Here is a 23,632-nt window from a genome sequence, read left to right as displayed (position 1 = left end):
CGATTGGAACGCAGAGTTGGTGCGCGATGGCGGAACTTGGGCTCATCGATGAGTACGAATTCGTGGTGCAGCCCAGCTGGCAGGTCATGGTCCGAGGTTGCTCGCCGGGCTGTCGCGGCATATCGAGTTGAGACTCGTGAGTAGGCTGGATTTCAGCTCAGAGCCCGCTGAATCGACGTCAAACCCCCTTGTTTTTTGCGACGGCCGGTGTGTATCGTTAACTATCGTTGTATATCGTTCGCGATCCAAAGCAGGGAGAGCATGATGCATAATTCATTTCCGGTAGGCGGATTCGGTGGCGCCAACATCGACGGCGTGTGGCAGGCCGTGGAGGACCTGCGTTCACGGTTTGAGAAGCGCTCGGGCACCCGTGCTGGTCGAGGAGAGGTACGCGTGGCGGTGCTGGCCCTGCTCGCAGAGCGGCCGATGCATGGCTACCAAATTATCCGTGAAATCGAGGAGCGCAGCGGAGGCAGTTGGAAGCCGAGCGCCGGCTCCGTTTATCCAATGCTGCAGATGTTGGCCGATGAAGGGCTCATCACTGCCGAGGAATCCAATGGTCGCAAGATCTACTCGCTGACCGAAGCTGGCAAGGAGGAGGTTGCAGGCTCCGATGCGTCGGCGCCCTGGGACCCAACAGGTCCGACGTCGGGCGGCGGCTTCGCGGCGTTGCCCAAGGCCGGCGTCGAGCTCGCCCAGGCTGCAGCCCAGGTGGGCCGGACAGGTACCTCGAAGCAAGTGCAGGAGGCTGTCGCGGTACTCGACGAGGCCCGGCGTCGGCTGTATTCGATCCTCGCCCAGGATTGACGGCGGTGCCGCCGGCTCATCGGGACCGAGCCGTTCCGGTGTCTGGTGCGGGGGACACCCGGGCCCGCTACCGTCGCATCTTGCGCTTTGCCGCGTGGAATCTCGCGGTGACCTGGTGGTTTGAGTTGTTTCTGCCCCGCGTCGGGCTGGGCAGGATTGCCCAACACAACCGGACCAAGAGGATGCGGCACGTCGCGCAACGGTTCCGTGTGCTCGCGGTGGACCTTGGCGGGTTGATGATCAAGGTTGGCCAGTTCCTGTCGTCCAGGCTCGATGTGCTCCCGCCGGAAATCACCGCCGAACTCGAAGGGCTGCAGGACGAGGTGCCGCCCGTCCCGTTCCCCGCACTCCGGGTCCTTGCCGAGGCCGAGTTGGGTGCTGCTCTGGAAAAGGTGTTCGTCTCGGTGGAGGAGACCCCGGTGGCCGCCGCGTCGCTCGGGCAGGCGCATCGAGCGCAGCTTCTTCCCGGCGATGCTGCAGATACAGGGCTGCAAAGCGTGGTGTTGAAGGTTCAGCGACCCGGCATCGACGCGATTGTGGACGTGGACCTGGCCGCGCTGCGCAAGGTGGGCGGCTGGCTCAGCCGGGTGCGTTTCGTCTCCAAGCGTGTGGACATGCCCGCCCTGGTGGAGGAGTTTGCCCGGACCAGTCTTGAGGAGATCGACTACCTGCACGAAGCTGCGAATGCCGAGCGATTCGCCGCAGATTTTGCCGAGGACGAACGGGTGACCGTGCCCGAGGTCGTTTGGGAGCGGACCACCCGCCGGGTGCTGACCCTCGAAGATGTCACGGCGATCAAGATTACCGACTCGAAGTCGCTGCTTGCCGCGGGCATTGACCCCGTCCTGGTTGCGCCGGTTTTCGCGTCCGTCATGTTCGAGCAGTTGTTCACAAACGGTTTCTTCCACGCCGATCCCCACCCCGGCAACATCTTCATCACCCCAGTCGCCGATACATCCGCCGAGCGCAACTGGAAGTTGACCTTCATCGACTTCGGCATGATGGGCGAGGTGACACCGGGTACGCGCAGCGGCCTGCGTAAGCTGCTGATATCGGCGGCCTCTCGGGACGGCAAGGGCTTGGTGGATGCGATCAGCGAGGTGGGGGTGTTGGTGCCGTCGGCCGACACGGCCGAGCTTGAGCGGGCAATGTCGCAGCTTTTTGCGCGGTTTGGCGGGATGGGCTTTGCGGAGCTTCGCGACGTGGACCAGGGGGAGTTCCGTGAGTTTGCGGTGGAGTTCGGTGACGTGGTGCGTTCGTTGCCGTTCCAGCTGCCGGAGAACTTTTTGCTCATCATCCGCGCGATGTCATTGACGTCGGGCGTGTGCAGCTCACTAGACCCCAAGTTTAATCTGTGGGATTCGATCGAACCCTTTGCCGGGCAGCTCCTGCGGGATGAGCGCGGCAACATCGTCCAGGATGTGGCAAAGCAGGCGCTCGACGTCGCTTCCGTCGCGTTGCGCCTGCCCAAGCGCCTCGATGGACTTCTCTCCCGCATCGAGGGCGGTCCGCTGCCGGTGTCCAACGCCCGCCTCGAACGGCAGGCGGCCCGGCTTAACCGTCTGGTGCAGCGGCTTGCATCATTGGTGGTGTTTGGCGCGCTGCTGATCGCCGGTGCCGCAGTCCGGGGAAACGACATGGTGCTCGGCAACGTGTTGATGATTGTGTCGGGCGTTCCTCTGCTTCACGGGCTGTGGGTGGGGCGACGGCGCCTCTAGGTTCCCAAGGAGCACGGGCCCCGTGCCGTAGCATCGGCGTATGATCTCTCGACTCGCGCAATTGTGGCCCGACGCGCCCGCGGCCTTTTGGCTGGTGCTGTTGGCCGGGCTGTACTACGTGGTGATGGCCGTGTGGCTGGCCGCCATCGACATCAAGCACCAGCTGCTGCCGAACCGCATTGTGTTTCCGTCCGCCGGCATTGCGGGGTTGCTGTTGCTGTTGGCCAGCCTGTTCATGCTCGACGGCGGCACAGCCGTCCGCACCGTCCTCGGGGGAGCGGCGCTCTGGGCAGTCTACGTGGTGCTGCGCCTGATCTACCCGGCAGGCATGGGCTACGGCGACGTGAAGCTCGCCTTTGTGCTGGGACTCTATTTGGGCTTTGTGAGCTGGCCGGCCGTCCTCTGGGGCACCTTCCTGGCATTCATCCTTGCCGCTGCATGGGGGCTGGCGCTGATGGCCGTGCGCCGCGGAACCGGCAAAACCCAGATCCCGTTTGGGCCGTTCATGCTTGCCGGTGCGCTGGTGATGCTGGTGGTGGGTTAGCCGCCGAGCGGTCCACCCTTGGTGAAGATGGCCATGATGTTGATGACTGCCGGGCCCATGATGATGATGAAGAGCGTCGGGAAGATGAAGAACAGCAGGGGAAACAGCACCAGCACGGGAAGTTTCATGGCTTTCCCCTCTGCGCGCTGCCGGCGGCCAAGCCTGAGTTGTTGCGCCTGTGTCCGCAATACCTTGGCAATGCTGATGCCGTAGAGGTCGGCCTGAATGACCGCCCGCACAAAGCTCTTCAGCTCGGGTACGGTGGTGCGATCCGAGAGCGCCTGGTAGGCGTCCCGCCGGGGCCTGCCCATCTGCATGTCCTGCAGCGTGCGCAGGAGTTCCTCCGCCGCGGGGCCCTTGCCGTTTGCTGCGGCCCGTGCCATGGCACTTTCGAAACCAAGGCCCGCCTCCACGGCGATCAGCATTTGGTCCAGGGTGTCCGGCAGCTCACGCTGGATGGCCTTTTGCCGTTCCTTGCCCTTGCTGATCACCAGGAGGTCGGGGATGAAGTAGCAAAAGACCGTCAGGAACAGTCCCAGCAGCACAGTGGTGGGTGCTGGATTGGCTGCGGCCAGGAGCAGGCACACGGTTGCTGCCGCCAGCGCCAGCAAGGGTTTGGCCATCAGCAACCGGGGCAAGGGAAGGCTGGCAGGCCGCCCCGCCTTAGCAAGGAGATGGTCCAGTTTTGCCACGTAGCCGGCGGGGGTGAGCCGGTGGGCCACGGCCAGCCAGCTTCTGTCGCTAAAGGCAGGCGCAGATTTTCCCGGCTCGGTGCTCCGTCCCAGATTGTGGCGGATGACAAGCAGCGACTTGGAATCGACGCTGATGAAGGACCATGCGAGGTAGCCTACGGGCAGGACAATCAGGGCGATGAAGATCCACGGGAGGACGGACATGATGGTTGCTTCCTCTCAAAACTTGATCTGGACGATTTTTCGCAGCCACAGGCTGCCGATGATCAACATGACGCCGCCCACCCCAAGCATCACCCAGCCCAGCGGATGGCTGGTGAGCACCCCCAGGTATGTCGGATTGACCACCATGAGCATCAATGCCATGCCGAACGGGAGAGCAATGAGGATATACGAGGAGAGCCGGCCTTCCGCGCTCAGTGAGCGGACCTGGGCCTTGATCTCACCACGTTCCCGGATGGTTTCGCCAACATGGTCCATCACTTCCGCCAGGTCTCCGCCCACCTCCCGGTTGATCTGGATGGCTTGCGCGATCCAGGAGAAGTCGTCGCTCTTCATGCGTCTGGCGGTGTCCGCCAGGGCATGCCCAAGGTCGCGGCCAATCCGAACTTCGTTGACCACGCGGGCAAACTCCTCCGATGACGGCGCCGGGGCCTCCTTAGCGCCGGAGTCGATGGCCGCCAGAATGCTGTGCCCGGCCCGCAGACCTCCGGTGATCAGAAGGAGGTTGTCGGCGAGCTGCTGGTCGAACTTGGACCGCCGCCTGTCGGCAAGCAGGGTCAGGACCAGCCACGCAAACAACGGCGTTGCCAAAGCCAGAAGAAGGGCCAGGGCGCCTCCGCTGAGCAACAATCCCAGCAGGGCCATGACCACGGAGCCGGCAATGACAAAGATCAGGAAGTTCGAGGGCTCCAGCTTCAGCCCCGCGTCCTCCAACCTCGACCTGTTGTACGGGCCACCGCCAACGGTTTTGTCCAACAGCCCAATGGCGGAGTCGCTGAAAATGCCCAGGGTGGACTTTCCGGTGTCCCCGAAGGGGCGCCGCCGTTCCACGGGGATCGATGAGCGCAAGGGGCTGAAGACGAAGAAGAGCGCCACAAGGGCGGCCACGATGCAGAGCCCAAGACCTGCGACGGGAATGATCAACGGCATGGCTACCGCCTCCCCGCGTTGGTGGGTTGCGTGCCAAAGATGCTGGCCGGGATGGTGATGCCAACCTCGGCGAAATGGTCAACAAAGCGTGGGCGAACCCCCGTGGGAACCGGCTTTCCCAGGAAGCGTCCGGACTGGTCCACACCGGCCGAGTAGTCAAACGTGAAGGCGTCCTGAAGTGTCACGACCTCCCCTTCCATGCCTTGCACCTCGGTGATGTGCGTCAACCGCCGTGTCCCGTCCCGGAGGCGGGTGAGGTGGACAATCAAGTTGACCGCCGACGCAATCTGCTCCCGCACAGCCCTCAGCGGCAGGTCCATGCCTGCCATGAGCACGAGCGTCTCCAAACGTGCAATGGCGTCCCGTGGCGAGTTGGCATGGACTGTGGAGAGGGAGCCATCGTGGCCGGTGTTCATTGCCTGGAGCATGTCCAGGGCCTCCCCGCCGCGAACCTCGCCCACAACGATCCTGTCCGGGCGCATGCGCAGGGTGTTCCGCAGGAGGTCACGGATGCTGACCTCGCCCCGGCCCTCGATGTTCGGCGGACGGCTTTCCAGGCGCACCACATGCAGCTGCTGGAGCTGCAACTCGACGGCGTCCTCTATGGTGACTATCCTGTCCTCCTCGGGCAGGAAGCTGGAAAGGACATTCAGCAACGTGGTCTTTCCAGTACCGGTTCCGCCGCTGACCAGGATGTTCATCCTGGCCCGCACGCAGGCGCTCAAAAGCTGGGCCATGTCAGGGGTCAGGGTGCCGTAATCGATCAGGTTTTGAACTGTCAGTGGAACCTTGCTGAACTTGCGGATCGTCAGCGACGGGCCGCTCACTGCCAGCGGGGGGATGATGGCATTGACGCGGGATCCATCCTCCAGCCGGGCATCCACCATGGGTGAGGACTCATCGATGCGTCGCCCGATCTTGGAAACTATCCGCTCGATGACCCTGCGCAGGTGCGCCTCCGTGGCAAAGGATGAGTCGGTGAGGGCAAGCTGGCCGCCCCTCTCGATGTAGATCTGGTCGGCCCGGTTGACCATGATTTCAGTGACGCTGTCATCGTCAAGGAATTTTTGCAATGGTCCGTAGCCCAGCACGTCGTCGCCAATTTCGCGGATCAGCCTCCGGCGTTCGTCGGGGGTGAGGGGAACTTGTTCCTCATCAATGACGACGCTCAGCTCATCCCGGGCCGCCTTCCGGAGAAGTTCCTCGGACATGTTCGGATCAGTCAGGCGCGCGCCCATGCGCTCAAACAGGGCATCGCCGGCACGCTGTTTAAGGCCGGCCAAGGCCGTTCCTGCCCCGCTGAGGGGGACAGCCTCCTGGGACGGCGTGGCGTTTTTGACACCAATGCCTGCCGGTGTTGTTTCGAAGCTCGGTGGAACCCCCCGGGCTGCATTGAGGCGTTCGGTAAGGTTCATGACACCACGACCCGTCGATGGAGCTTCTTGTTCTGTTGGGGACCCTTGGCCTGTTCGAACCGGTCCACCAATTTGCGCAGGTTCTTTGTGGCCGCGTTGCTGGCGCCTTCTTGCAGGAGGGGGACCCCCTTGTTTGTGGCAAAGGGCATGGCCGTTGACAGCGGGATAGTCACGTCCACGGGGATCCGCAGGGTGGCCTCGATGTCTTGGATGTTTAGGCCGGCGTGGCGGTTGGCGAAGTTAAGTACCAGATGGCGGCCCTGTGGCAGCAGGCCGAGCTCGTCAAGGACGCCCAACCCGGTGCGAAGTCCCTTGATACTTGGAATGTCCATGCCCACCACCCATACGGCGTCCGTGGCCTGCTCCAGAGTTGCCAGGGCAAGCTCACCCAGACCCGGGGCCGTGTCGATCACAACGTACTTGAACTCAGTGGAGAGTTGGGCGATCAGATGGCCCACATGTTCCGCCGTGACGAGGTCGGCCTCGTTCGGGGTGGTGGGGGCGCACAGCGCATAGATTCCGCCGGAATGGACCGTCAGGAACGCCTTGAGAACCATGGCGTCTTGTGCTGCCGCCCCTGTCACGGCATCGACAAGCGTATGTTCCGGGTCAAGTGAGAGGGCCGAGGCAACGTCGCCGAACTGGACGTCAAGGTCCACAATCACCACTCCCATGGGCGCCAGCTTGCCCAGTCCCATGGCCAGATTCGTTGCAACAGTGGTTTTGCCCACCCCGCCCTTGGGCGACATGACGGCAATGACACGGCCTGTTTCCTGTTCGGTATTGGTGGCCAACGACAGCCCGCGGCGCCGCCCTGCGGCGGAAAGGCATGCCCGTTCCAGCAGGATGCGCAGGGCCGCCGAATCCGCCCCCGGGCTGGCGATGTCGCGAACGCCGGAGCGCATGGCCGCAAGCACCAAATCGGGGGTGGTCTCTGCGGCGAGGATGATGCTCACTTCCGGAAATTGCAGATCCAGCAGCGTTGCCAATTTCAGGGCTTCCCCGGAGGCGACACCGGGACCGAGGATGATGACTTCCACCGGTTCCAGGTGTTCTTGGCGGATGATCTCCTGGGGTGCGGCATTGATGGCAGATTCCGGCAAGGTTTGGACGCCGCCGTGCAGACCGCCGGTGACTGCCGCCCGGAGCCGTTGGTCAAAGGCGGCATCGGATGTGATGAGGATGAAACGGCTCACTTGAACACACCGTCCTTATGAAGTGCGGGAACATCGGCCGTGCTTGCGTCGGCGTTCTCCTTGGAGAGGTAGATGGTGCCGAATTCAATGGCGTGGACCGTAGCGACTGCATCAGCGCCTGATTGGGCCAGCGTGACAAAGGTTGTGCCGGTTGGGCTGGGGGGTTGAGCCGGAGCGGTAGCCCCGGCGGAGGAATCAGCCGTATCGCTTCCGATCCTGGTCACCAGAACCTTGTGGAACTGCAGTTTGGTGGCAGGAACCTCTCCCGTACGCGGGGCCACCCCTGCGTTGTACGAGATGAAGACGCCCACGGTGTCGCCAGCTTTCAGCTTCCCGCCCAGAACCCGCTCGGGTGCCAGCTTCAAAGTCAATTCCTCAAGTCCCTTGGGTACAGCGACCTGATTGGGGTCTTGGAGGCTTTGCGGGGCCGCCAAACGGCTGGAGAGCAATTGTTCCCCCGGAACGAGGGCCACGGAGACCACTTTTCCGTCAAGGGTTTCAAGGTCCGTCACGGCTCCGTCGACGACTGCCGATTTTGGCAGGGACACCTCCTTCACCAGCGACTTCAGTTGCTCAATCGTGGTGCCGGCGGCAACGGGCTGTTGGACCACCAACACCTTGGCCGGATTCATGCCCGCCTGGGCACGCGAGTCTGCGCCCTTGACGTACGTTGACAGGAGGAGAGCACCCATGATCGCTAAAACCAGTGCCACAGCGCCCCCCAGAAGGCGTGTTTTCACTTGAAACCCCTAATCTAATTGATGAGTCTTACGCCCGTGCCGCCGGTACCCGGCTGCATGGCGATGTAGTCATTGATGGAGACATAACCGGTAAAGTATCCATAGAACCCGCGGCAGCTGTTTTCGCTCGGGCACGCCGGAACGGTGCCGGCCGGGTTGAGGTTTGGCGGATTGAATTGCCAGCCCGTTACATAAAATGCGCCAAATCCTGAAATCGTGTACTTGGCATTGGCGCCATTCGCCGTAGTTTGCGTGAAAAGCGGGATGAGCATTACCTTGTTCAGCAGGCTATCCGGCAGCGCGGAGCATCCTTGGGCGCCAAAGACCTCGTTGGAAGAATTTTCGGGCACCCCAGGCAACAGGTTGGAGGGGTCCGGTGGTGTGCTTGTTACTTGACACCTCGAATTTGGTTTAAGCCACCCGAACCCGCCGTTGGCATATCCGTCGCCGTTGCATCCGTCATAGCTGGCCGTGTTGTCTGAACGCAGGTAGAGATTCGTTGTATCGACGGTAAATGGCTGATTCGCCGCAAATTGTGATTGTTGCGTTGCGGTAAGCATCGCTCGGAACGAGCACTCGCCGAATGTCCAAGGAATTGTTGTCATGGCGTCCGGAGCCGGCCATGACGCCGTTGCGGTAGCCGCGATCGTTGCGTCCCTCATGCCAAAGATGTTGGCAAACGCCAGCTGGACCTGGTTCTGGTTCGCTGCATTCATGCTTGACACGTTGACCTTGACGGTCCTGTTGACCATGTCCACTGTCACTGCATCGGTGCTGGCCTTGCCGTCGTTGGCATTTGCACTGGCAAGCTTGCCAGCGACAATGGTGGGGCTGGTGCAGCCAGGGGAGGTGGTTGACTTCGCGCAGTAGTAGGCGATGCCCAGGGCGGCCGAATCGGCGCCGTTTTGCAACTGGGCACGTTCTGAATACATGATGCCCACATCGACGGAGATGGCGGCGAATCCGAGCAGCACCACCATGAGCAGGGCTGTGACCACGGCGGTGGCTCCACGCTCGTTGTCCGGGCCCCGGCTGTTTGAAGGATGGATTATCCGCCGCATTGCATGACACCCACTCCGCCGATCTGTGGCGCATCGAACGGGAGGAAGCCGAGCAGCCAACCCCTTGTTGCCGAATTCTGGACGGCCTCGATTTTCACCGTCACGGTGGTGCCCGTGGCGCAGGCCGCGCCGGCACTGTAGGTGATACCTATTGGGGTGACCATGTTCAATGTTGGTGCGGCGTCCGTGGCTGCTGTTTGGACGCGGGCTGCGGAAAACCCGGAATCTGCATAATGAACGGCAGCGTAGCGGGCTCCCTCGCGGGCGGCATTGCTGGCGGATATTTGCTGGTTGAAGAGGAAACCGAATTCCATGATGCCGATGACCAGAAGCAGCAGCACCGGCAGGATGAAGGCAAACTCCACGGCAGCGGCGCCGCGCTCGGACTTCTCATGCTGCATGGACAACCTCCCCAGATTGAGTATTTTTGCAAAAGCCGGAGGCGGCTCCAGCCGAAACTGAAGCCGCCCCAACGTGGTGGCCTGCTTGGCGCCTTACGTCAGACCCGGCAGTGCGGCGGAGAGCGTGTTGAACGCGGCCAGGATCTTCTTGCCGAGCGTTGCAACGACTGTGATGATGACTGCGGCGATCAGGGCGACCATGATGCCGTACTCAACCGCGGTTGCCCCGCGCTCGCTGTCCTTTGCGGTCTGGACACGGTCGACGCCGGCGATGAACAGGGTCTGCATGGTTACGTAGAACTTCAACATTAGGTTCCTGCTTTCATTTAGGTGACTGATGTGCCGATGTCCCTGGCTGAGCGTCACGGCATTGTGAAGGTGTGGCCTTGGACTTCGACGGTGTACCCGGTTGATGTTCCCCCCGGCTGACTACAACTAAATGCCATGTGGGGTAGGGGCTTCTAGAGTGGTGAGCACTCTAGTTTCAGAGCACTCGAATGTGTCGTTGAAATCCGCATAAACACGGCAGTTATACGCTGCCGAAAAAGAAAATTCGCCTATGCAAGGGCGCGTCATGGCCGGCGCCGGGCACTACTTGGTTTTCCCGTGACCTGTTTGTTATCACATCCAACAGGGTGGCCCTCTCACAGTGCCGGAAGAGAGGAAAACGTGTCTGGGAACAGCAACACATGGCGTGTGTGCGTCGCAATGGATTGCATTGGGGTGCTGCCTGAAGCCGCCCCGATTCCTGCTTTGAGACGGGTGCCCGTCATAATAGTTGGAGTCGGCGCGTCAACGTTGGAGCTCTCACCACGAACCTCCGCGGGGCGCGAAGGGTCCAGTAGACCCGGATCCACGAATTTGGCATGGTCTTGATCCAGAAGGACCACCAGCCGGGAAGTTATCAATGCATCAGAAGTACTGCTCCTTGGAGCGCCACAAAGCAGGATTGCCCAGACAGTCATCTCTGCCTCATACGAATGTATTCACCATCCCGCACAGCGGTGCGCCTACTTCCAGGCTGCCGGTGGGGGTGACAAGCAACCCGTGAGTGAAACTTCGGTAGTTGAGAAGAACGAACCCTCGACAGGGCCAGGCACTTCCAAGGGCAAGCGTAGCGGCGCCGCCTTGGGCATGGCAGAGAACGAACTTAAGCGTGGGCTGAGTAGCCGCCACCTGCAGATGATCGCGATTGGTGGGGCCATCGGCACAGGCCTCTTCGTGGCCTCCGGCGGCACCATCTCACAAGCCGGTCCAGGCGGTGCGCTGGTTGCCTACACGTTGGTGGGCCTGATGGTCTTCCTGCTGATGCAGTCGCTCGGGGAGATGTCTGCGAAGATCCCCGTTGCGGGCTCTTTCCAGACGTACGCAACCCGCTTCGTGTCGCCGTCGTTCGGTTTCGCGATCGGCTGGAACTACTGGTTCAACTGGGCCATCACGGTGGCTGCCGAACTGGTCGCCGCGGGAATCATCATGGACTTTTGGTTCCCGGGTGTGCCCGGCTGGATCTGGGCAGGAGTGTTCCTTGTCCTCCTCACCGCAGTGAACGCGCTCTCTGCCAAGGCCTTCGGGGAGAGTGAATTCTGGCTGTCGCTGATCAAGGTCGTGGCGGTAATACTGTTCCTGGTGGCGGGTGTGCTGATGATTTTTGGCATCCTTGGCCACGACTCCCCGGGGCTGAGCAATTGGCAAAACCGTGAGGACGTGTTCCACGGCGGCTGGGTGTCCATCATTTCCGTGTTCATGATTGCCGGGTTCTCCTTCCAGGGCACCGAGTTGGTGGGAGTTGCGGCAGGGGAGGCCAAAAACCCGCGGCGCGAGGTTCCCCGCGCGATCCGTTCGGTCTTCTGGCGCATCATGATTTTCTACATTGGTGCCATCTTCGTCATCGGTTGCCTGATTCCGTTCACGGATCCGAGCCTTTTGGCCTCCGGCGAGGCTGACATTGCGGCATCCCCGTTCACGTTGGTCTTTGAACGAGCGGGCATTGCCTTCGCGGCCGCCCTGATGAATGCGGTCATCCTGACCGCCATCCTCTCCGCGGGAAACTCCGGCCTCTATGCCTCAACACGCATGCTTTACGCCATGGCCCACGATGGCAAGGCACCGAAGATCTTCGGCCGCACCAACTCGCGCGGCGTGCCCCTGGCCGCGTTGTTGGCCACGGCGGCAGTGGGCCTCTTTGGCTTCCTGAGCGCCATCGTTGGCCAGGGAGCGGCCTACTCATGGCTGCTCAACGTTTCGGGGCTCTGCGGATTCATTGTCTGGGCCGGAATCGCGCTCTCGCACTACCGATTCAGGAGGGGGTTCCTGGCCCAAGGAAACAAGGTCAGCGACCTGCCGTACAGGGCTGCGTTCTTCCCTGTGGGTCCGTTGCTGGCCTTCGCCGTTTTGATCGTGGTCATTGCCGGGCAGAACTATGAGGCCGTCCTTGCCGGACGCGGAGCAGAAGTACTGTCCTCCTACATCGGCATCCCCATCTTTGTTGGCCTGTGGGTGGTCCACCGCATCGTCACTAAAACAAAGGTTGTCTCACTGACGGACATGGACCTGAGCGGGCCGGAGGATATCGAGGCGGACGCCTCCAGTGGTGCCGGCGCTGGAGGGCACCACTAGAAGCAGAGCAAACCACCCCGGCATGCTTACCGAACAATCCGGGGAGCCGCCAATTTTGCAGCCGTCCTCGTCGAGCACCGGGGGACGTTTGTGTGGCGGGTGTTGCTTCCATCCAGCTGTTGTCACTGCCTGCGCAGGCGTATCGTTTGGGCATGGACTGGAAACTTGAACTCGTGTTCGTCCCCGTGTCCGATGTGGACCGCGCCAAGGATTTCTATGTGAACAAGGTGGGCTTCACTGCCGACTTTGACGAGCGGCCCGGTCCCGGCATCCGCTTTGTGCAGCTGACCCCGCCTGGTTCGGCGTGCTCCATCTGCATTGGTGAGGGCCTCACCGATGCCCCGGCCGGAACGGCCCCCAACATGCAAATAGTGGTCAGTGACATCCAAGCCGCCCACGCGCAGCTCAAGACCAATGGCGTGGACGTCAGCGACATTGACGTCCAGGCATGGGGCCACTTTGTGACCTTCGCCGACCCCGACGGAAACAAGTGGGCGCTGCAATACATCCCGGGCCGCGAGCAGGCCTGAGGCCGGTCGGGGTCATTTTTTGGGACCGCCACTACCGCCTTCCGGGTCTTCCCGGCGGCGGTCATGGCCAGTGACGGAAAATCTCGATCCTGTCCTGCGAGTTCTAGCGATCGTTGCAACGCCGTGGGAATCCTAGGGAAAGACGATCATGACCAAGGCGAGACAGTGAAAGGCTCGCTAACAACAAGCCCGGGGTGCTCGACGTCGCCGATGCCCATCGGGCTGGTGGTGTAGAACTGTCGCAGATTTCAAGTCACGGACTCGGATTGATCAACGTCGGATGTGCGTGTGGTGCAGTCACTGACGTGGGCAGTTCCGGCGATTTCCCGCAGGGCAAATACGCAGTCCTGAGCTGCTTTTCGGGATTCGAAATCAGCAGATACTGCGAGTGTGTTTTTAAGATCATCGACCATTCGTATGTGGTAGAGCCCATTGATTTCCTGATGCAGTTCAATCCGCCCAGTCATTTTTATCTCCTCGTTGACTCATGGTTGTTTAGTTATTCGGGGACTGTATGCCGTGAATTAGCCAGCCCGGGGTTCTGTCACGACGGTTCATATCGACCTCGACGCAGAAGGGCCGTGGTGGCGCCGGCGTTGAGCAGCTTGGGTACCGGATGGACGGGGGCTTCGTGGCCTCGGAAGCAGCGCAGGCAAAACGAGGGTTCCGGGTGGAATGTCAAAGCCCGCGGCCGCACCAGGGGCAACGTCGATGCTTAAGGCAATGGAGATCCCACCCTGAGTGCAGATTGGATCCGGTGCCTCGGCCCGGTCGATTGTGCCAGGAAGACTCGCCGTTGGCGAGAAGGTCATGAGGATACCCCCTAGATAACGTCCCAAAAAGCAAGACTTCAATTGCCAGGCACTGGACGAAAACCCCTCCGCCAGCACCTACCCCTAAGAGTGTTCACGCTCCCCAGCGAATCATTCACACAATCATTAGTCTCGCATGTAATAATGAAAATGTGCATCTAATATGCAACTATTTCACCGAGTTGGACATATATGACCACCGGGCTAGCGCCCGCACGGCTACTCCGAAGGTGGCTTGGTCCAACCGCGGACGCGGCAGGAACGCGGCCCGTTCCCTGCCTGCGCGGGATGTCGCATCGGTGCTGTCAAGCCATCGCACCCACCGGTACATCACAGGATCTTTCCACATGGATACTGAATAGGCTCGGGCGGCTGATAGGACGGCTCCCTGGCTGTCCAGCGTTCTTGGGCACACAGAACCAGTCCGCTGTGCGGACCCGGATGACGGTGAACTAATCGTGTCTATACCTAGAGGAGTTCGGTGTTGCCAAAGGGCGGACCTGGCTGGTGTTTGCTCACGCGCAGCAGACCGGCAACAAGGTTCTGTGGGCTGGTGCTACGGCCTTCATGAAGACTGCGAGCCAGGTGGACACGGGCGTGTCCCTGTTCCGGGATCTGGTCCGCACCACCTGAGCAGAAGTGGAATCCCGCGTTGGAGGCCCGCCGGCATCAGCATCAGCGACACAGATATGAAAGCCCTGCCCGCAACTGGCCGCGACGTCCACGGCGAATGGAGCTACACCCTTAACCCCACCCAAAGGAGGGTTAGAGAAGCTCCGCACGCAGTTCCGCAGCCGACTTGGGGGACAGCAGGCCGGGGGCGACGTCGAACACGGTCTTTGCGCCGAATTGGCCGGACGCGTTCATGCGGTGCACTGCACGGGCGTAGGCAACGAGGACGCTGGAGGTGAACTCCGGGTTACTCTCCAGCGCCAGTGAGTACTCGATGACCTGGGCGTTCCCGTCGGTGGTGTTGCCGCTGCGAATCACAAAACCCCCGTGCGGCATGGCTGCGTGGTCCCGGGCCAATTCCTCGGCTGAAATGAAGTTCACAGTGGTGTCGTACTGGTCAAAGTAGTGCTCCATGCCCACAATCTCGGCGCGCACGGCGTCCTCGGAAGCGCCGTCCTCCAGCACCACAAAGCACTCCCGGGTGTGCTTTTGACGCGTCGTCAAAACCGGCCGTGAACCGCTGCGGACCTCTTCAATGGCGGCCTCTGACGGCAGCGTGTACTGCACACCACCGGCAACGCCGGCCACGCGGCGAATTGCATCCGAGTGTCCCTGGCTCAGGCCGCGGCCCCAGAAGGTGTAGCTTTCGCCGTCCGGCAGCAGCGCCTCGCCGTACACGCGGTTGATGGAGAACATGCCCGGGTCCCAGCCGGCGGAGACCAGTGCCGTCTTGGAGTTCGCCAACGCCGGTGCATCCACGGCCGCAAAGTACTCGGGGATCCGCGCGTGCGTGTCGAAGCTGTCGACCGTGTTGAACAGGGCAGCCAGTTCCGGCCCCTGCTCCGGCAGGTCCGACTTCGAGCCGCCGCACAAGATCAGCACATCAACGTTCTCCCCGTCCCCGCCCAGGGCATCCATGGAGAAGACGGGGACACCGGTGCTCAACGGCACAAGGTCCGCCGGGTTGCGGCGGGTGTAAATGCCCACCAGCTCCATGTCCGCGTTCTTGGCAACGGCAGCCTCAACGCCGCGTCCCAGGTTTCCGTAGCCGGCAATTCCAATGCGAATCGGAGCGCTCATTTATTCATCCATCCATATCCTCGGGCCCCCACTTCACGGCGGCCGCATTTTAACTACCGCCAACGGTACCGCCTGCCGCACTGCCGACGCACAGCGGAACCGGGACTACTGCGGTGCGAGCTGCTGCCCCAGGAACCCCAGGGTCTTCTCCCAAGCAATCCGCGCCGCTTCCGGGCGATACATGGAGGCGTTGCTGTCGTTGAAGAACGCATGCCCGGCCCCGGGGAATACGGTGGGGCGGAAGTCAACTCCCGCCACGGCCATGGCGGCGGTGAGATCCGGGAGGTCAATCATCAGCTTGGAATCCTCCTCGCCGTAGAAAGCCAGTACTGGGCAGGCAATGCCGAAGAGCTCGTTCCCCGCATGCGCAGCATGGCCATAGAAGGGCACTGCCGCCGCCAGCCGTGGCTCCTGCATCGCCAAGGCAAAGACGTAGCTGCCGCCGAAGCAGAAGCCGACGGCTGCCGTCCGGTCCTTTCCCTCCGGTGTGGCTTCTAGGTAGTCAAAAACCGCGGCAACCCCTGCCTTGACGTCCGCCGCCCTTTCAGGTGAGTTCATGGGTGCCATGGCAGCCCGGATCTTCGGCTGGACTTCGGCCCGCATCGCCGGATCGTTGCGCCGGGCGCCGAGCTCCGCCAGCAGCACCGCATCCAGCCCTGCCAGACCCATGAGATCGGGGGCAACCGCGAGGTAGCCGGCCGCAGCAAACCTGTCGGCAACGTCCCGGATGTGCGGAACCAATCCCCAAATCTCGTGAATCACCAGCACGGCACCCCGGGCAGGCCCGGACGGCTCCACACTGTACGCTTGAAATTCCTGTCCCGCCGCCGCAAAATCAATCATTGTTCCCATGGTCAAACACTGGCACGAATGAGCTGCATTTCCCAGAAGTATTTGATAACTGATCCGGCTGTGCCCGGGCGGTAAAATGGGGTCCGGGTGTGTTCTGTGCCCCGCCAATTTCGCAATACTAAAGGACCCCACCCATGAGCTTGATCCGGCTAAATGACGTCAGCGTGCGCTTCGAGAAGGTCCAGGTGCTCCGCGAGGCATTCTTCAAGCTCGAAGCCGGCGACAGGGTTGGCCTGATCGGGCGCAACGGCTCGGGAAAGTCCACCCTGCTCAAGCTCGTCATGGACCAGGTGGAACCGGACACCGGCACCGTCAGCATTGAACTGGGCACCAAGATCGGCTACTTCTCCCAGTTCTCAGAGCTCAACGGTGCCTCCACCATACTCGAGGTGCTCGAGGAGGTCTTTGCCCACGTCAAGGACGTCGAGGCTGAGCTTGCAGGCATCGATGCCGCGCTCGCCGTCGACCAGAATGAAGCAGAGATGGACAGGCTGATCCACCGCCAGTCGGAGCTGTTTGCCGACATGGACAGACTTGACGGCTGGGACTACCAGCGCAACATCGACAAGGTCCTGACCACGCTCGGCTTCAACGAGGCGCACCGGGTGTGCGCCATCGACGACCTCTCAGGCGGTTGGCGCAACCGTGCCGCCCTGGCCAAGATCCTGCTCGAGGCCCCCGACGTCCTGCTCCTGGATGAGCCCACCAACTACCTCGACGTGGCAGGTGTCGAGTGGCTCGAGGCTTGGTTCAAGAACTTCCGGGGTGCGGCCATCATCGTCTCGCACGATCGGAAGTTCCTCGACTCCGTTGTCACGCGCATCATCGAGGTGGAGAACTTCCACCTGCACGAATACCCCGGCAGCTTCAGCGAGTACGTCGTGGCGAAGCAGTTCAGGCTCAAGACCCTGGAAAGCCAGTTCATGCACGAATCCGAGCTGCTCGCCTTCGAGGCCGAGGGCATCTCCGACCGCCGCGAAGCTGCAAAAGCCGCCACCAAGGGCCTTGACTCCAAGCTGTCAAAAATCAAGAAGTCCCGTGCACCGCGCCCCGTGGACAAGATCATCACCGAGATTTACGGCGGCCTGCACGTCAAGGACGTGCTGTGCCGGGTCGAGTCGCTGACAAAGTCCTACGGCGAGCGAACCCTGTTCAGCGACCTCAGCTTCGAGATCCGGCGCGGCAACAGGATCGTAGTGCTCGGCTCCAACGGTTCGGGCAAGTCGACGCTGCTGCGGGCACTGACGGGGGAGGAGCCTGCCGATTCCGGTTACGTCACCTGGGCCAAGGGCGGCGGGCTCGTCTCCTACAACCAGGTGCTCGAGGACCTCGACCCGGAGGACACCGTCACCCACGCCGTCAACGCGATGCCCGACAGCCTGGCCCTGACAGCAACGAAGAAGTCGGTGAACCGCTTTCTTGCCATGTTCCAGTTCTCCGAGGCCGACTTGAAGCAGCGCATCGGCAACCTCTCCGGTGGCCAGCGCGCCCGTGTCGCCATGGCCCAGTGTCTGCTGTCGGGAGCCTCCGTGCTGGTGCTCGATGAGCCCACCAACCACCTTGACATGTCAAGCACCCAGGTCATGGAACGGGCGCTGCTGCATTTCCCCGGCGCCGTCCTGGTCGTCAGCCACGACAGGTTCTTCACCGACAAGATCGCCAACCGCCGCCTTGAATTCAGCACCGACCACCCCGGCGTCATCACGGTCCGCGGAGGGTAGGGCCCGACCAGGCCGCTACTCCTCGAACAGGCCCCTGACGTCGTCGGCCGTGAGGGCATTGGAGAACATGGCGTCGTCGTCAAGGACTGCTGTGAACAGCTTCGCCTTCTTCTCCTTCAGCGCCATGACCTTCTCCTCGATGGTGTCCTTGGCGACCAGCCTGTAGACCATGACGTTCCGGGTCTGCCCGATCCTGTGGGTCCTGTCGATCGCCTGGTTTTCAGTTGACGGGTTCCACCACGGATCCAGCAGGAAGCAGTAGTCGGCCTCCGTCAGGTTCAGACCGAAGCCGCCGGACTTCAGGCTGATCAGGAACACCGGGGCCGTACCCGACTTGAACCTGTCGATAACTTCGCCGCGCTTTCGGGTCTTGCCATCAAGGTACACATACTCGATGCCCTCGGCGTCGAGCCGTTCGGCGGCCTTGCCAAGGAACGATGTGAACTGGCTGAAGATCAACGCCCTGTGCCCCTCGGCCACCACGTCCTCCAACTGCTCAAGCAGGGCGTCGAGCTTGCTTGAAGGGATGCCGGCGTACTTGGCATCCACCAGCGACGCGTCAAGGCTCAACATGCGCAGCGTGGTGAGCGACTTGAAAATGACAAAACGGTTCTTGTCCATGTCATCGATCAGGCCCAGCACCTTCTGGCGTTCGCGCTGCAGGTGCCGCTGGTAAATGGTCCTGTGCCGCGGCGCCAGCTCCAACTCAAGGACCTGCTCCTGCTTGGCCGGCAGGTCCTTGGCCACGGCGTCCTTGGTGCGGCGCATGATCAGCGGCCTGATCCGGCGGCGCAGCTGTGCCAGACGCTGTGCATCCCCGTCCTTCTCAACGGGTTTGCGGTAGTAGTCGGCGAAGTGGGCGGCGGAGGGAAACAGCCCAGGTGCGGCAATGGCAAACAGCGACCACAGCTCCATCAGGTTGTTCTCCATCGGGGTTCCGGTGATGGCCAGCTTGAATGCCGCAGGGAACACGCGTGCCATTTGACTGGCCTTGGTGGCCGGATTCTTCACGAATTGCGCCTCGTCGAGGATGAGCCCGGCCCACTTCCTCCCCGCATAGGCCGCATTGTCCAGACGGAACAGCGTGTAGGAGAGAACCACGACGTCGGACCCCTCAGTCAGGCTTGTCACGTCGCCTCCGCTTTTGCGCAGGGTGTCCGAGACGGTGCTGACCCGCAGATCCGGCGCGAAGCGCCGGGCCTCGGCCGCCCAGTTGGGGACCACGGAGGTGGGTGCGACGACGAGGAACGGAAGTGCCGCCGTCGTTGATGCCGCTGCCTCCTCCGCTCTGGCCTTTGCATGGCTGATCAGGGCGAGGGTTTGCAAGGTCTTGCCCAATCCCATGTCGTCAGCGAGCACCCCGCCCAGGCCGTTTTCCTGCAGGAACACGAGCCAGTCGAAGCCCTCTTGCTGGTAGGGACGAAGGGATGCCTGCAGTGTTTTCGGGACAGGAACCGAGGGGACGGCGCCGAGGGTGAGCAGCCCCGTGACTGATGTCCGCCAGGCGCTCGCCTGCTCGGCCGTGGCCGACAGCTCCTCCAGCTCAGCCCACAGCCCCGCTTGGTAACGGCTGATCCGCAGCGGACCGCCGGGCTCCTGCAACGCCCTGGCCTCCTCGATGAGGCGCCGCAGCTGATGGAATTCGGGCTGGTCAAGGAGGAAATAGTGGCCGTTGGGAAGCATCAGGTGCTCCTGCTCGGCGGCCAGGGCAAGGAACAGTTCGGCAAAGGGGATGTCAGTGCCGTCGAGGGTGATGCCGACGCCAAGGTCAAACCAGTCGCCGTCGTCCGTGCCCTGGGTGCTGACACCGATGTGCGGGGTTCCCGTCAGTTCCGTGTAGTCAGGCGCGGTGCCGTCATTCTCAACCCGCACCCCGTCCACGGCGGCCAGCAGGGGAAGCGCCACTGTCGTGAACATGGCGGCGTCGATGCCGCGCAGCCGCACGGGTTCGTTGCTGCCGGGGAAAAGGCTGATGGTGTGCGGGAAGGGTTCGAGCACGGCAGCCGGGAACGGTTCAAGCACTGCCGCCACCGCGGCGAGCAACCCATTTTCGAAAGCCGTGTCCCGGTACTTGTCGCCGCCGTCGACGAGCGGGCGGCGCACGGCTGAGCCGTTCACCTGGTACTCCCAATGCCACAGCAGCTCCAGGCCGGGGCCCGGTGCCGGCGCGGCTGCGGTGCCCGGCGCGGACTTCCTGCCCCGGGCCGGCGAACCGGCCGTTGGCACGGGCGCCAGGTGGGTGGCGGTCAGGACCAGTACCGGGTCGAGGATCTCCGGGAGGATCGCGGAGTTGTCGCTCGAGGCCAATGGCATCCGCTGGCGCAGCTGCGGGTAGTACGTTTCGAGAAAATGGTTGCGAGCAGGTTCGGGGATGTCCACCGGCGTGCGGGCATTGACCCATGCCGCCAGGGCGGGATCCACCGGCGCGGACGTGGGTGCCAGGTGCAGGTTGCGGGTGGCCAGGCCAGCGCTGTTTCCAGCGGGCGCGTCCCACCAGAACAGGCCGTGGCCAGGATCGCCCAGCACCCCCATTCTGGCCGGGTCGGCCAGGGAGGACCCATGGCCGGCGGCGCCGGTGGTGTGGGTTTCGGCGACCTTCGTGTCGGCGACCTGCGTGTCGGCGACCTGCGTGTCGGTGACCTGCGGGACAAGGTGGAGTCCGGCGTCGGGCGTGGCACGCACGTCAAGGGTCAAGGACACAGGGGCATGCAATGTCACGGTGAAGGCCTTGCGCGCGGCGACGAGCCCGATCCCCAGACCCGCTGCCTGCTCCAACAGATTCCACAGCAGGGGTGAACCGAAGTCCTCAAGGAAGATCCACCGGGAGGAAAGGGACGTGCCGGCAGTGGCCGCGTACAGGCTGTGGAAGACATTCATCCAGTCCCTTTGTGCAGGGTTCAGATGCTGCCCCGGATAGCGGTACCTTAGCTGGTCCCAGGAGACCCCGCCGCTGACCCAGTTCCCCTTGTCGTTGAGGGTAGCCGGGCGCACTCCGAGCCGAATGGGCGCCTCGTTGGCCCGGGCGCCACGAAACCTCATGGCGTACTGGGTGGGCTTCTCCTGGCTCAGCTCACATTGGAGCGCCAAGGGCTCGAAGGCGGAGCTGGCGTACTGAAAGCCGTCGTCAGCCTGACCGGCGGAAAGGGCCGTGGTGATCTGGTGCTCCCACGGCAGCGGCGAACCGTGCATGCCGTACCCGCCATCCTTGGCTCCTGCGTGGAAATGGGCGTTGGCCGCCAGCGCCGCCGCCGCAACATGCTTGCAGTTCACCCTGACGGGGCACGTGCACCGCCCGCCCACCAGCCGCAAACCGGAGGGGGTCGGATTGAACCTGACCCGGGTTGCATAGACGAAGCCGCGGCTGCCTGTCACAGTCGCCGCCAGGACGTGGGTCTCGGAATCCCAGGCAAGGTTCACGGACTTCCCCTGCGCGGCGTAGGCCCGCCCGCGTTCGAGGGAGGTGTTGCCAAGAACTTCGCGCAGCTCGGCGGTTTCAACAAACGGGGGAGTTGCAGGATCCATGGCTCCATCTTAAATGGAGTTGACACTGCGACCTCGTCAAACCCCGCAATGTCCGGGTCGACAGCCTCCGCATGGGTAGGCTGGGGAAAACACCTACGTCAGGAAGTCCATGATCCGTCGCGTCACAACATTGCTCGCGGTCCTTGCGCTCACCCTCACGGGCACAGCCTGCACGCCGACCAAGGACGCCGGGGTGACAACCGCCGCGGCGCTCGCCAAGGCACTGTCCACGCACACTGTCGCCGGTGTGACTTTCGACCAGCCGGCGGCAACAATCCAGAAGGACCTTGACGAACTGGCCAAGGGCATCGACCCGCTCTGGCCCGCCGTGACGGTGAAGGGCATCGAAATTGCCAAGGACGACACCGCCAGGGTCTCGCTCGACTACTCCTGGAAGCTGCCGGGTCTTCCGAAGCCGTGGACGTACAAGACAGGCGCGGACATGAAACGCAATGGCGACGGTTGGACCATCACCTGGACCCCTGAAATGCTTGAGCCGAGCCTGAAACCCGGTGAGCGGCTCAAGCTGACCACCACCTTCGGGCAGCGGGCAGGTATCCTCGCCTCCGACGGCATGGCCATCGTGAAGGACCGCCCCGTGCACACGGCCGGCATCAACAAGGAAGGCCTTGACGACGCCCGGGCAGAGGCCTCGGCGAAGGCGCTCGCTGGCGTGCTCGGCATCGACGAAGCCGCCTACGTGGCCAAGGTCAAGGCCTACGGCCCCGTTGCGTTTGTCGACGCCATCACTCTTCGGGACGACGCCTTCGCCGCACTGGACATGGGCAGGCTCGAGGGCATCAAGGGCTTCCTTGCAACCGCGGGCACCCTGGCGCTGGCGCCTTCGCGCACCTTCGCCCAGGCCATTCTCGGCACCGTCCATGAGGCCTCGGCGGAGGACATTGAAAAGTCCAAGGGCACTGTTGTGGCAGGCCAGACGGTTGGCGCCGGCGGCCTGCAGGCAGCCTTCGACCCCGAATTGGCGGGCACTGCGGGTCTGAGAATTGTTGCCACGGCGCCTGCCCCCGCAACAACCGAGGGAGCGACAGCCAGCGCCGCGCCCTCCACGACGGATCCCGCCGCCACCACACCGCCGCGCGTGCTGTTCAACGTGGATCCAGTGAACGGCAAGGACGTGAAGACCACGCTTGTCACCACGCTTCAAAGCGCCGCCGAGGATGCCCTTGCCGGTGTGAAGACGCCCAGCTCGATCGTCATCATGAAGCCGTCGACCGGCGCCATCCTTGCCGCAGCCAACGGCCCCGACAGCAACGGTTACAACACCGCATTCCTGGGCCAATACGCGCCTGGATCGACATTCAAGATCGCCACCTCGCTGGGCCTGCTGCGCAATGGCATGACCCCCGATTCCACCGTCAGCTGCACCCCTGAATTCACCGCCGACGGCAAGAAGTTCTACAACGCCCCTGGCTACGCCGTGGAGGCGACGGGTGAGATCCCGCTGGGCACCGCCATCGCGCACTCCTGCAACACGGCTTTTGTCTCGCAGTTCACCAAGCTGTCTCAGGGCAAGCTGGCAGACGCCGCAGGCGCCCTGGGCATTGGCCTGACCAATGACCTCGGGCTCGATGCCTTCACTGGATCCCTGCCCCGCGACTCCACCGGCACCGAGCACGCGGCGTCGATGATCGGCCAGGGCAAGGTGCTTGTCTCTCCTCTGGCGCTCGCCTCGCTGATGTCGGCCGTGGTCAAGGGTTCGCTAGTGCCCCCGGTGCTTGTCGAGGGGCATGACGGCAAGGCCACCCCCGCGCAGGGCCCGGCCCTGACCGCCAAGGAAGCCGGGGATCTGCGCACCATGATGCGTGAGTCGGTCACCGATGGCTACCTGACCATCCTGGCCGACCTGCCCGGCGCCCCGGCGATCGGCAAGACCGGCACCGCCGAGTACGGCAATGACATCCCGCCGCGCACCCACTCCTGGGTCATTGCCGCTCAGGGCGACATCGCCGTGGCCGTCTTTGTTGAGGACGGCGACCTGGGTGCCGTCACGGGTGGCCCGCTGGCGAAGGCTGCCCTGGCGGCTGCCGCAGGGAAGTAACTCCAGGTTTCAGCACCGAAAAACTACGACGGCGGTTGGCGG

Annotated in this window: 19 protein-coding genes; 7 read left to right on the top strand and 12 right to left on the bottom strand. The window is 62.8% G+C overall.

Annotated features, from left to right (window positions below; genetic code table 11):
• The first annotated feature begins 264 nt into the window (after positions 1-264).
• From AAGW05_RS14960 to AAGW05_RS14950, 3 genes are all read left to right on the top strand, one after another.
• The gene (locus AAGW05_RS14960; protein ID WP_411805350.1) at positions 265-807 is read left to right on the top strand and encodes a PadR family transcriptional regulator; all 543 of its coding nucleotides are present in this window, start codon (positions 265-267) and stop codon (positions 805-807) included.
• 182 nt (positions 808-989) lie between these two features.
• Complete coding sequence (locus AAGW05_RS14955; RefSeq protein WP_411805399.1) at positions 990-2,525, top strand: ABC1 kinase family protein; 1,536 nt, start codon at positions 990-992, stop codon at positions 2,523-2,525.
• Between the two features lie 40 nt (positions 2,526-2,565).
• Positions 2,566-3,069, top strand: a complete 504-nt coding sequence (locus AAGW05_RS14950; protein ID WP_411805349.1) for a prepilin peptidase — start codon at positions 2,566-2,568, stop codon at positions 3,067-3,069.
• Here the strand turns inward: AAGW05_RS14950 and AAGW05_RS14945 are convergent.
• The 8 genes from AAGW05_RS14945 to AAGW05_RS14910 form a co-directional block, all read right to left on the bottom strand.
• Positions 3,066-3,965: a type II secretion system F family protein gene (locus tag AAGW05_RS14945; RefSeq protein ID WP_411805348.1), complete on the bottom strand. Its 900-nt coding sequence runs from the start codon at positions 3,963-3,965 to the stop codon at positions 3,066-3,068. The two genes, AAGW05_RS14950 and AAGW05_RS14945, sit on opposite strands and share 4 nt — an antisense overlap.
• A gap of 15 nt (positions 3,966-3,980) precedes the next feature.
• A complete protein-coding gene (locus tag AAGW05_RS14940) occupies positions 3,981-4,913 on the bottom strand; it encodes a type II secretion system F family protein (protein WP_411805347.1) in 933 nt (310 codons plus the stop codon).
• A 2-nt stretch (positions 4,914-4,915) separates the two neighbouring features.
• Entirely contained in the window at positions 4,916-6,328 is a 1,413-nt protein-coding gene (locus AAGW05_RS14935; RefSeq protein ID WP_411805346.1) for a CpaF family protein, read from the bottom strand.
• Positions 6,325-7,524, bottom strand: coding sequence for a CpaE family protein (locus tag AAGW05_RS14930; protein WP_411805345.1), 1,200 nt, complete (start codon positions 7,522-7,524; stop codon positions 6,325-6,327). The genes AAGW05_RS14935 and AAGW05_RS14930 overlap by 4 nt, the downstream gene beginning before the upstream one ends.
• Positions 7,521-8,264, bottom strand: coding sequence for a Flp pilus assembly protein CpaB (locus AAGW05_RS14925; RefSeq protein WP_411805344.1), 744 nt, complete (start codon positions 8,262-8,264; stop codon positions 7,521-7,523). Before AAGW05_RS14925 ends, AAGW05_RS14930 begins: the two co-directional genes overlap by 4 nt.
• 14 nt (positions 8,265-8,278) lie before the next feature.
• Positions 8,279-9,262, bottom strand: coding sequence for a pilus assembly protein TadG-related protein (locus AAGW05_RS14920; RefSeq protein WP_411805343.1), 984 nt, complete (start codon positions 9,260-9,262; stop codon positions 8,279-8,281).
• 50 nt (positions 9,263-9,312) lie between these two features.
• On the bottom strand, positions 9,313-9,726 hold the full coding sequence (locus tag AAGW05_RS14915) for a TadE/TadG family type IV pilus assembly protein (protein ID WP_411805342.1): 414 nt from the start codon (positions 9,724-9,726) through the stop codon (positions 9,313-9,315).
• A 93-nt stretch (positions 9,727-9,819) separates the two neighbouring features.
• Positions 9,820-10,035, bottom strand: coding sequence for a Flp family type IVb pilin (locus AAGW05_RS14910; protein ID WP_411805341.1), 216 nt, complete (start codon positions 10,033-10,035; stop codon positions 9,820-9,822).
• Between the two features lie 825 nt (positions 10,036-10,860).
• On the opposite strand from AAGW05_RS14910, the gene AAGW05_RS14905 reads away from it, so the two are divergent.
• A complete protein-coding gene (locus AAGW05_RS14905; protein WP_411805398.1) occupies positions 10,861-12,342 on the top strand; it encodes an amino acid permease in 1,482 nt (493 codons plus the stop codon).
• Positions 12,343-12,494: 152 nt separating this feature from the next.
• Entirely contained in the window at positions 12,495-12,872 is a 378-nt protein-coding gene (locus AAGW05_RS14900) for a VOC family protein (protein WP_411805340.1), read from the top strand.
• A gap of 248 nt (positions 12,873-13,120) precedes the next feature.
• Here AAGW05_RS14900 and AAGW05_RS14895 read toward each other — a convergent pair whose 3' ends face one another.
• From AAGW05_RS14895 to AAGW05_RS14885, 3 genes are all read right to left on the bottom strand, one after another.
• On the bottom strand, positions 13,121-13,339 hold the full coding sequence (locus tag AAGW05_RS14895; protein ID WP_411805339.1) for a hypothetical protein: 219 nt from the start codon (positions 13,337-13,339) through the stop codon (positions 13,121-13,123).
• 1,110 nt (positions 13,340-14,449) lie between these two features.
• A complete protein-coding gene (locus AAGW05_RS14890) occupies positions 14,450-15,436 on the bottom strand; it encodes a diaminopimelate dehydrogenase (RefSeq protein ID WP_411805338.1) in 987 nt (328 codons plus the stop codon).
• Positions 15,437-15,541: 105 nt separating this feature from the next.
• Positions 15,542-16,288 carry a dienelactone hydrolase family protein gene (locus tag AAGW05_RS14885; protein WP_411805337.1) on the bottom strand — a complete coding sequence of 249 codons (747 nt, stop codon included), beginning with the start codon at positions 16,286-16,288 and terminating at the stop codon, positions 15,542-15,544.
• Positions 16,289-16,422: 134 nt separating this feature from the next.
• Between AAGW05_RS14885 and AAGW05_RS14880 the strand changes: the two genes are divergently transcribed.
• The gene (locus AAGW05_RS14880; protein WP_411805336.1) at positions 16,423-18,009 is read left to right on the top strand and encodes an ABC-F family ATP-binding cassette domain-containing protein; all 1,587 of its coding nucleotides are present in this window, start codon (positions 16,423-16,425) and stop codon (positions 18,007-18,009) included.
• A 15-nt stretch (positions 18,010-18,024) separates the two neighbouring features.
• On the opposite strand, the gene AAGW05_RS14875 is transcribed toward AAGW05_RS14880, so the two are convergent.
• A complete protein-coding gene (locus AAGW05_RS14875) occupies positions 18,025-21,531 on the bottom strand; it encodes an SNF2-related protein (protein ID WP_411805335.1) in 3,507 nt (1,168 codons plus the stop codon).
• A 109-nt stretch (positions 21,532-21,640) separates the two neighbouring features.
• On the opposite strand from AAGW05_RS14875, the gene AAGW05_RS14870 reads away from it, so the two are divergent.
• Positions 21,641-23,590, top strand: a complete 1,950-nt coding sequence (locus AAGW05_RS14870) for a penicillin-binding transpeptidase domain-containing protein (protein ID WP_411805334.1) — start codon at positions 21,641-21,643, stop codon at positions 23,588-23,590.
• Positions 23,591-23,632 lie beyond the last annotated feature (42 nt).

Origin of the sequence: Arthrobacter sp. LAPM80, from assembly GCF_046736435.1 — a bacterium.
Classification (GTDB): Bacteria; Actinomycetota; Actinomycetes; order Actinomycetales; family Micrococcaceae; genus Specibacter.
The sequence above is the reverse complement of the archived record's forward strand: the minus strand, read 5'-3'. Positions and strand labels throughout refer to the sequence as shown.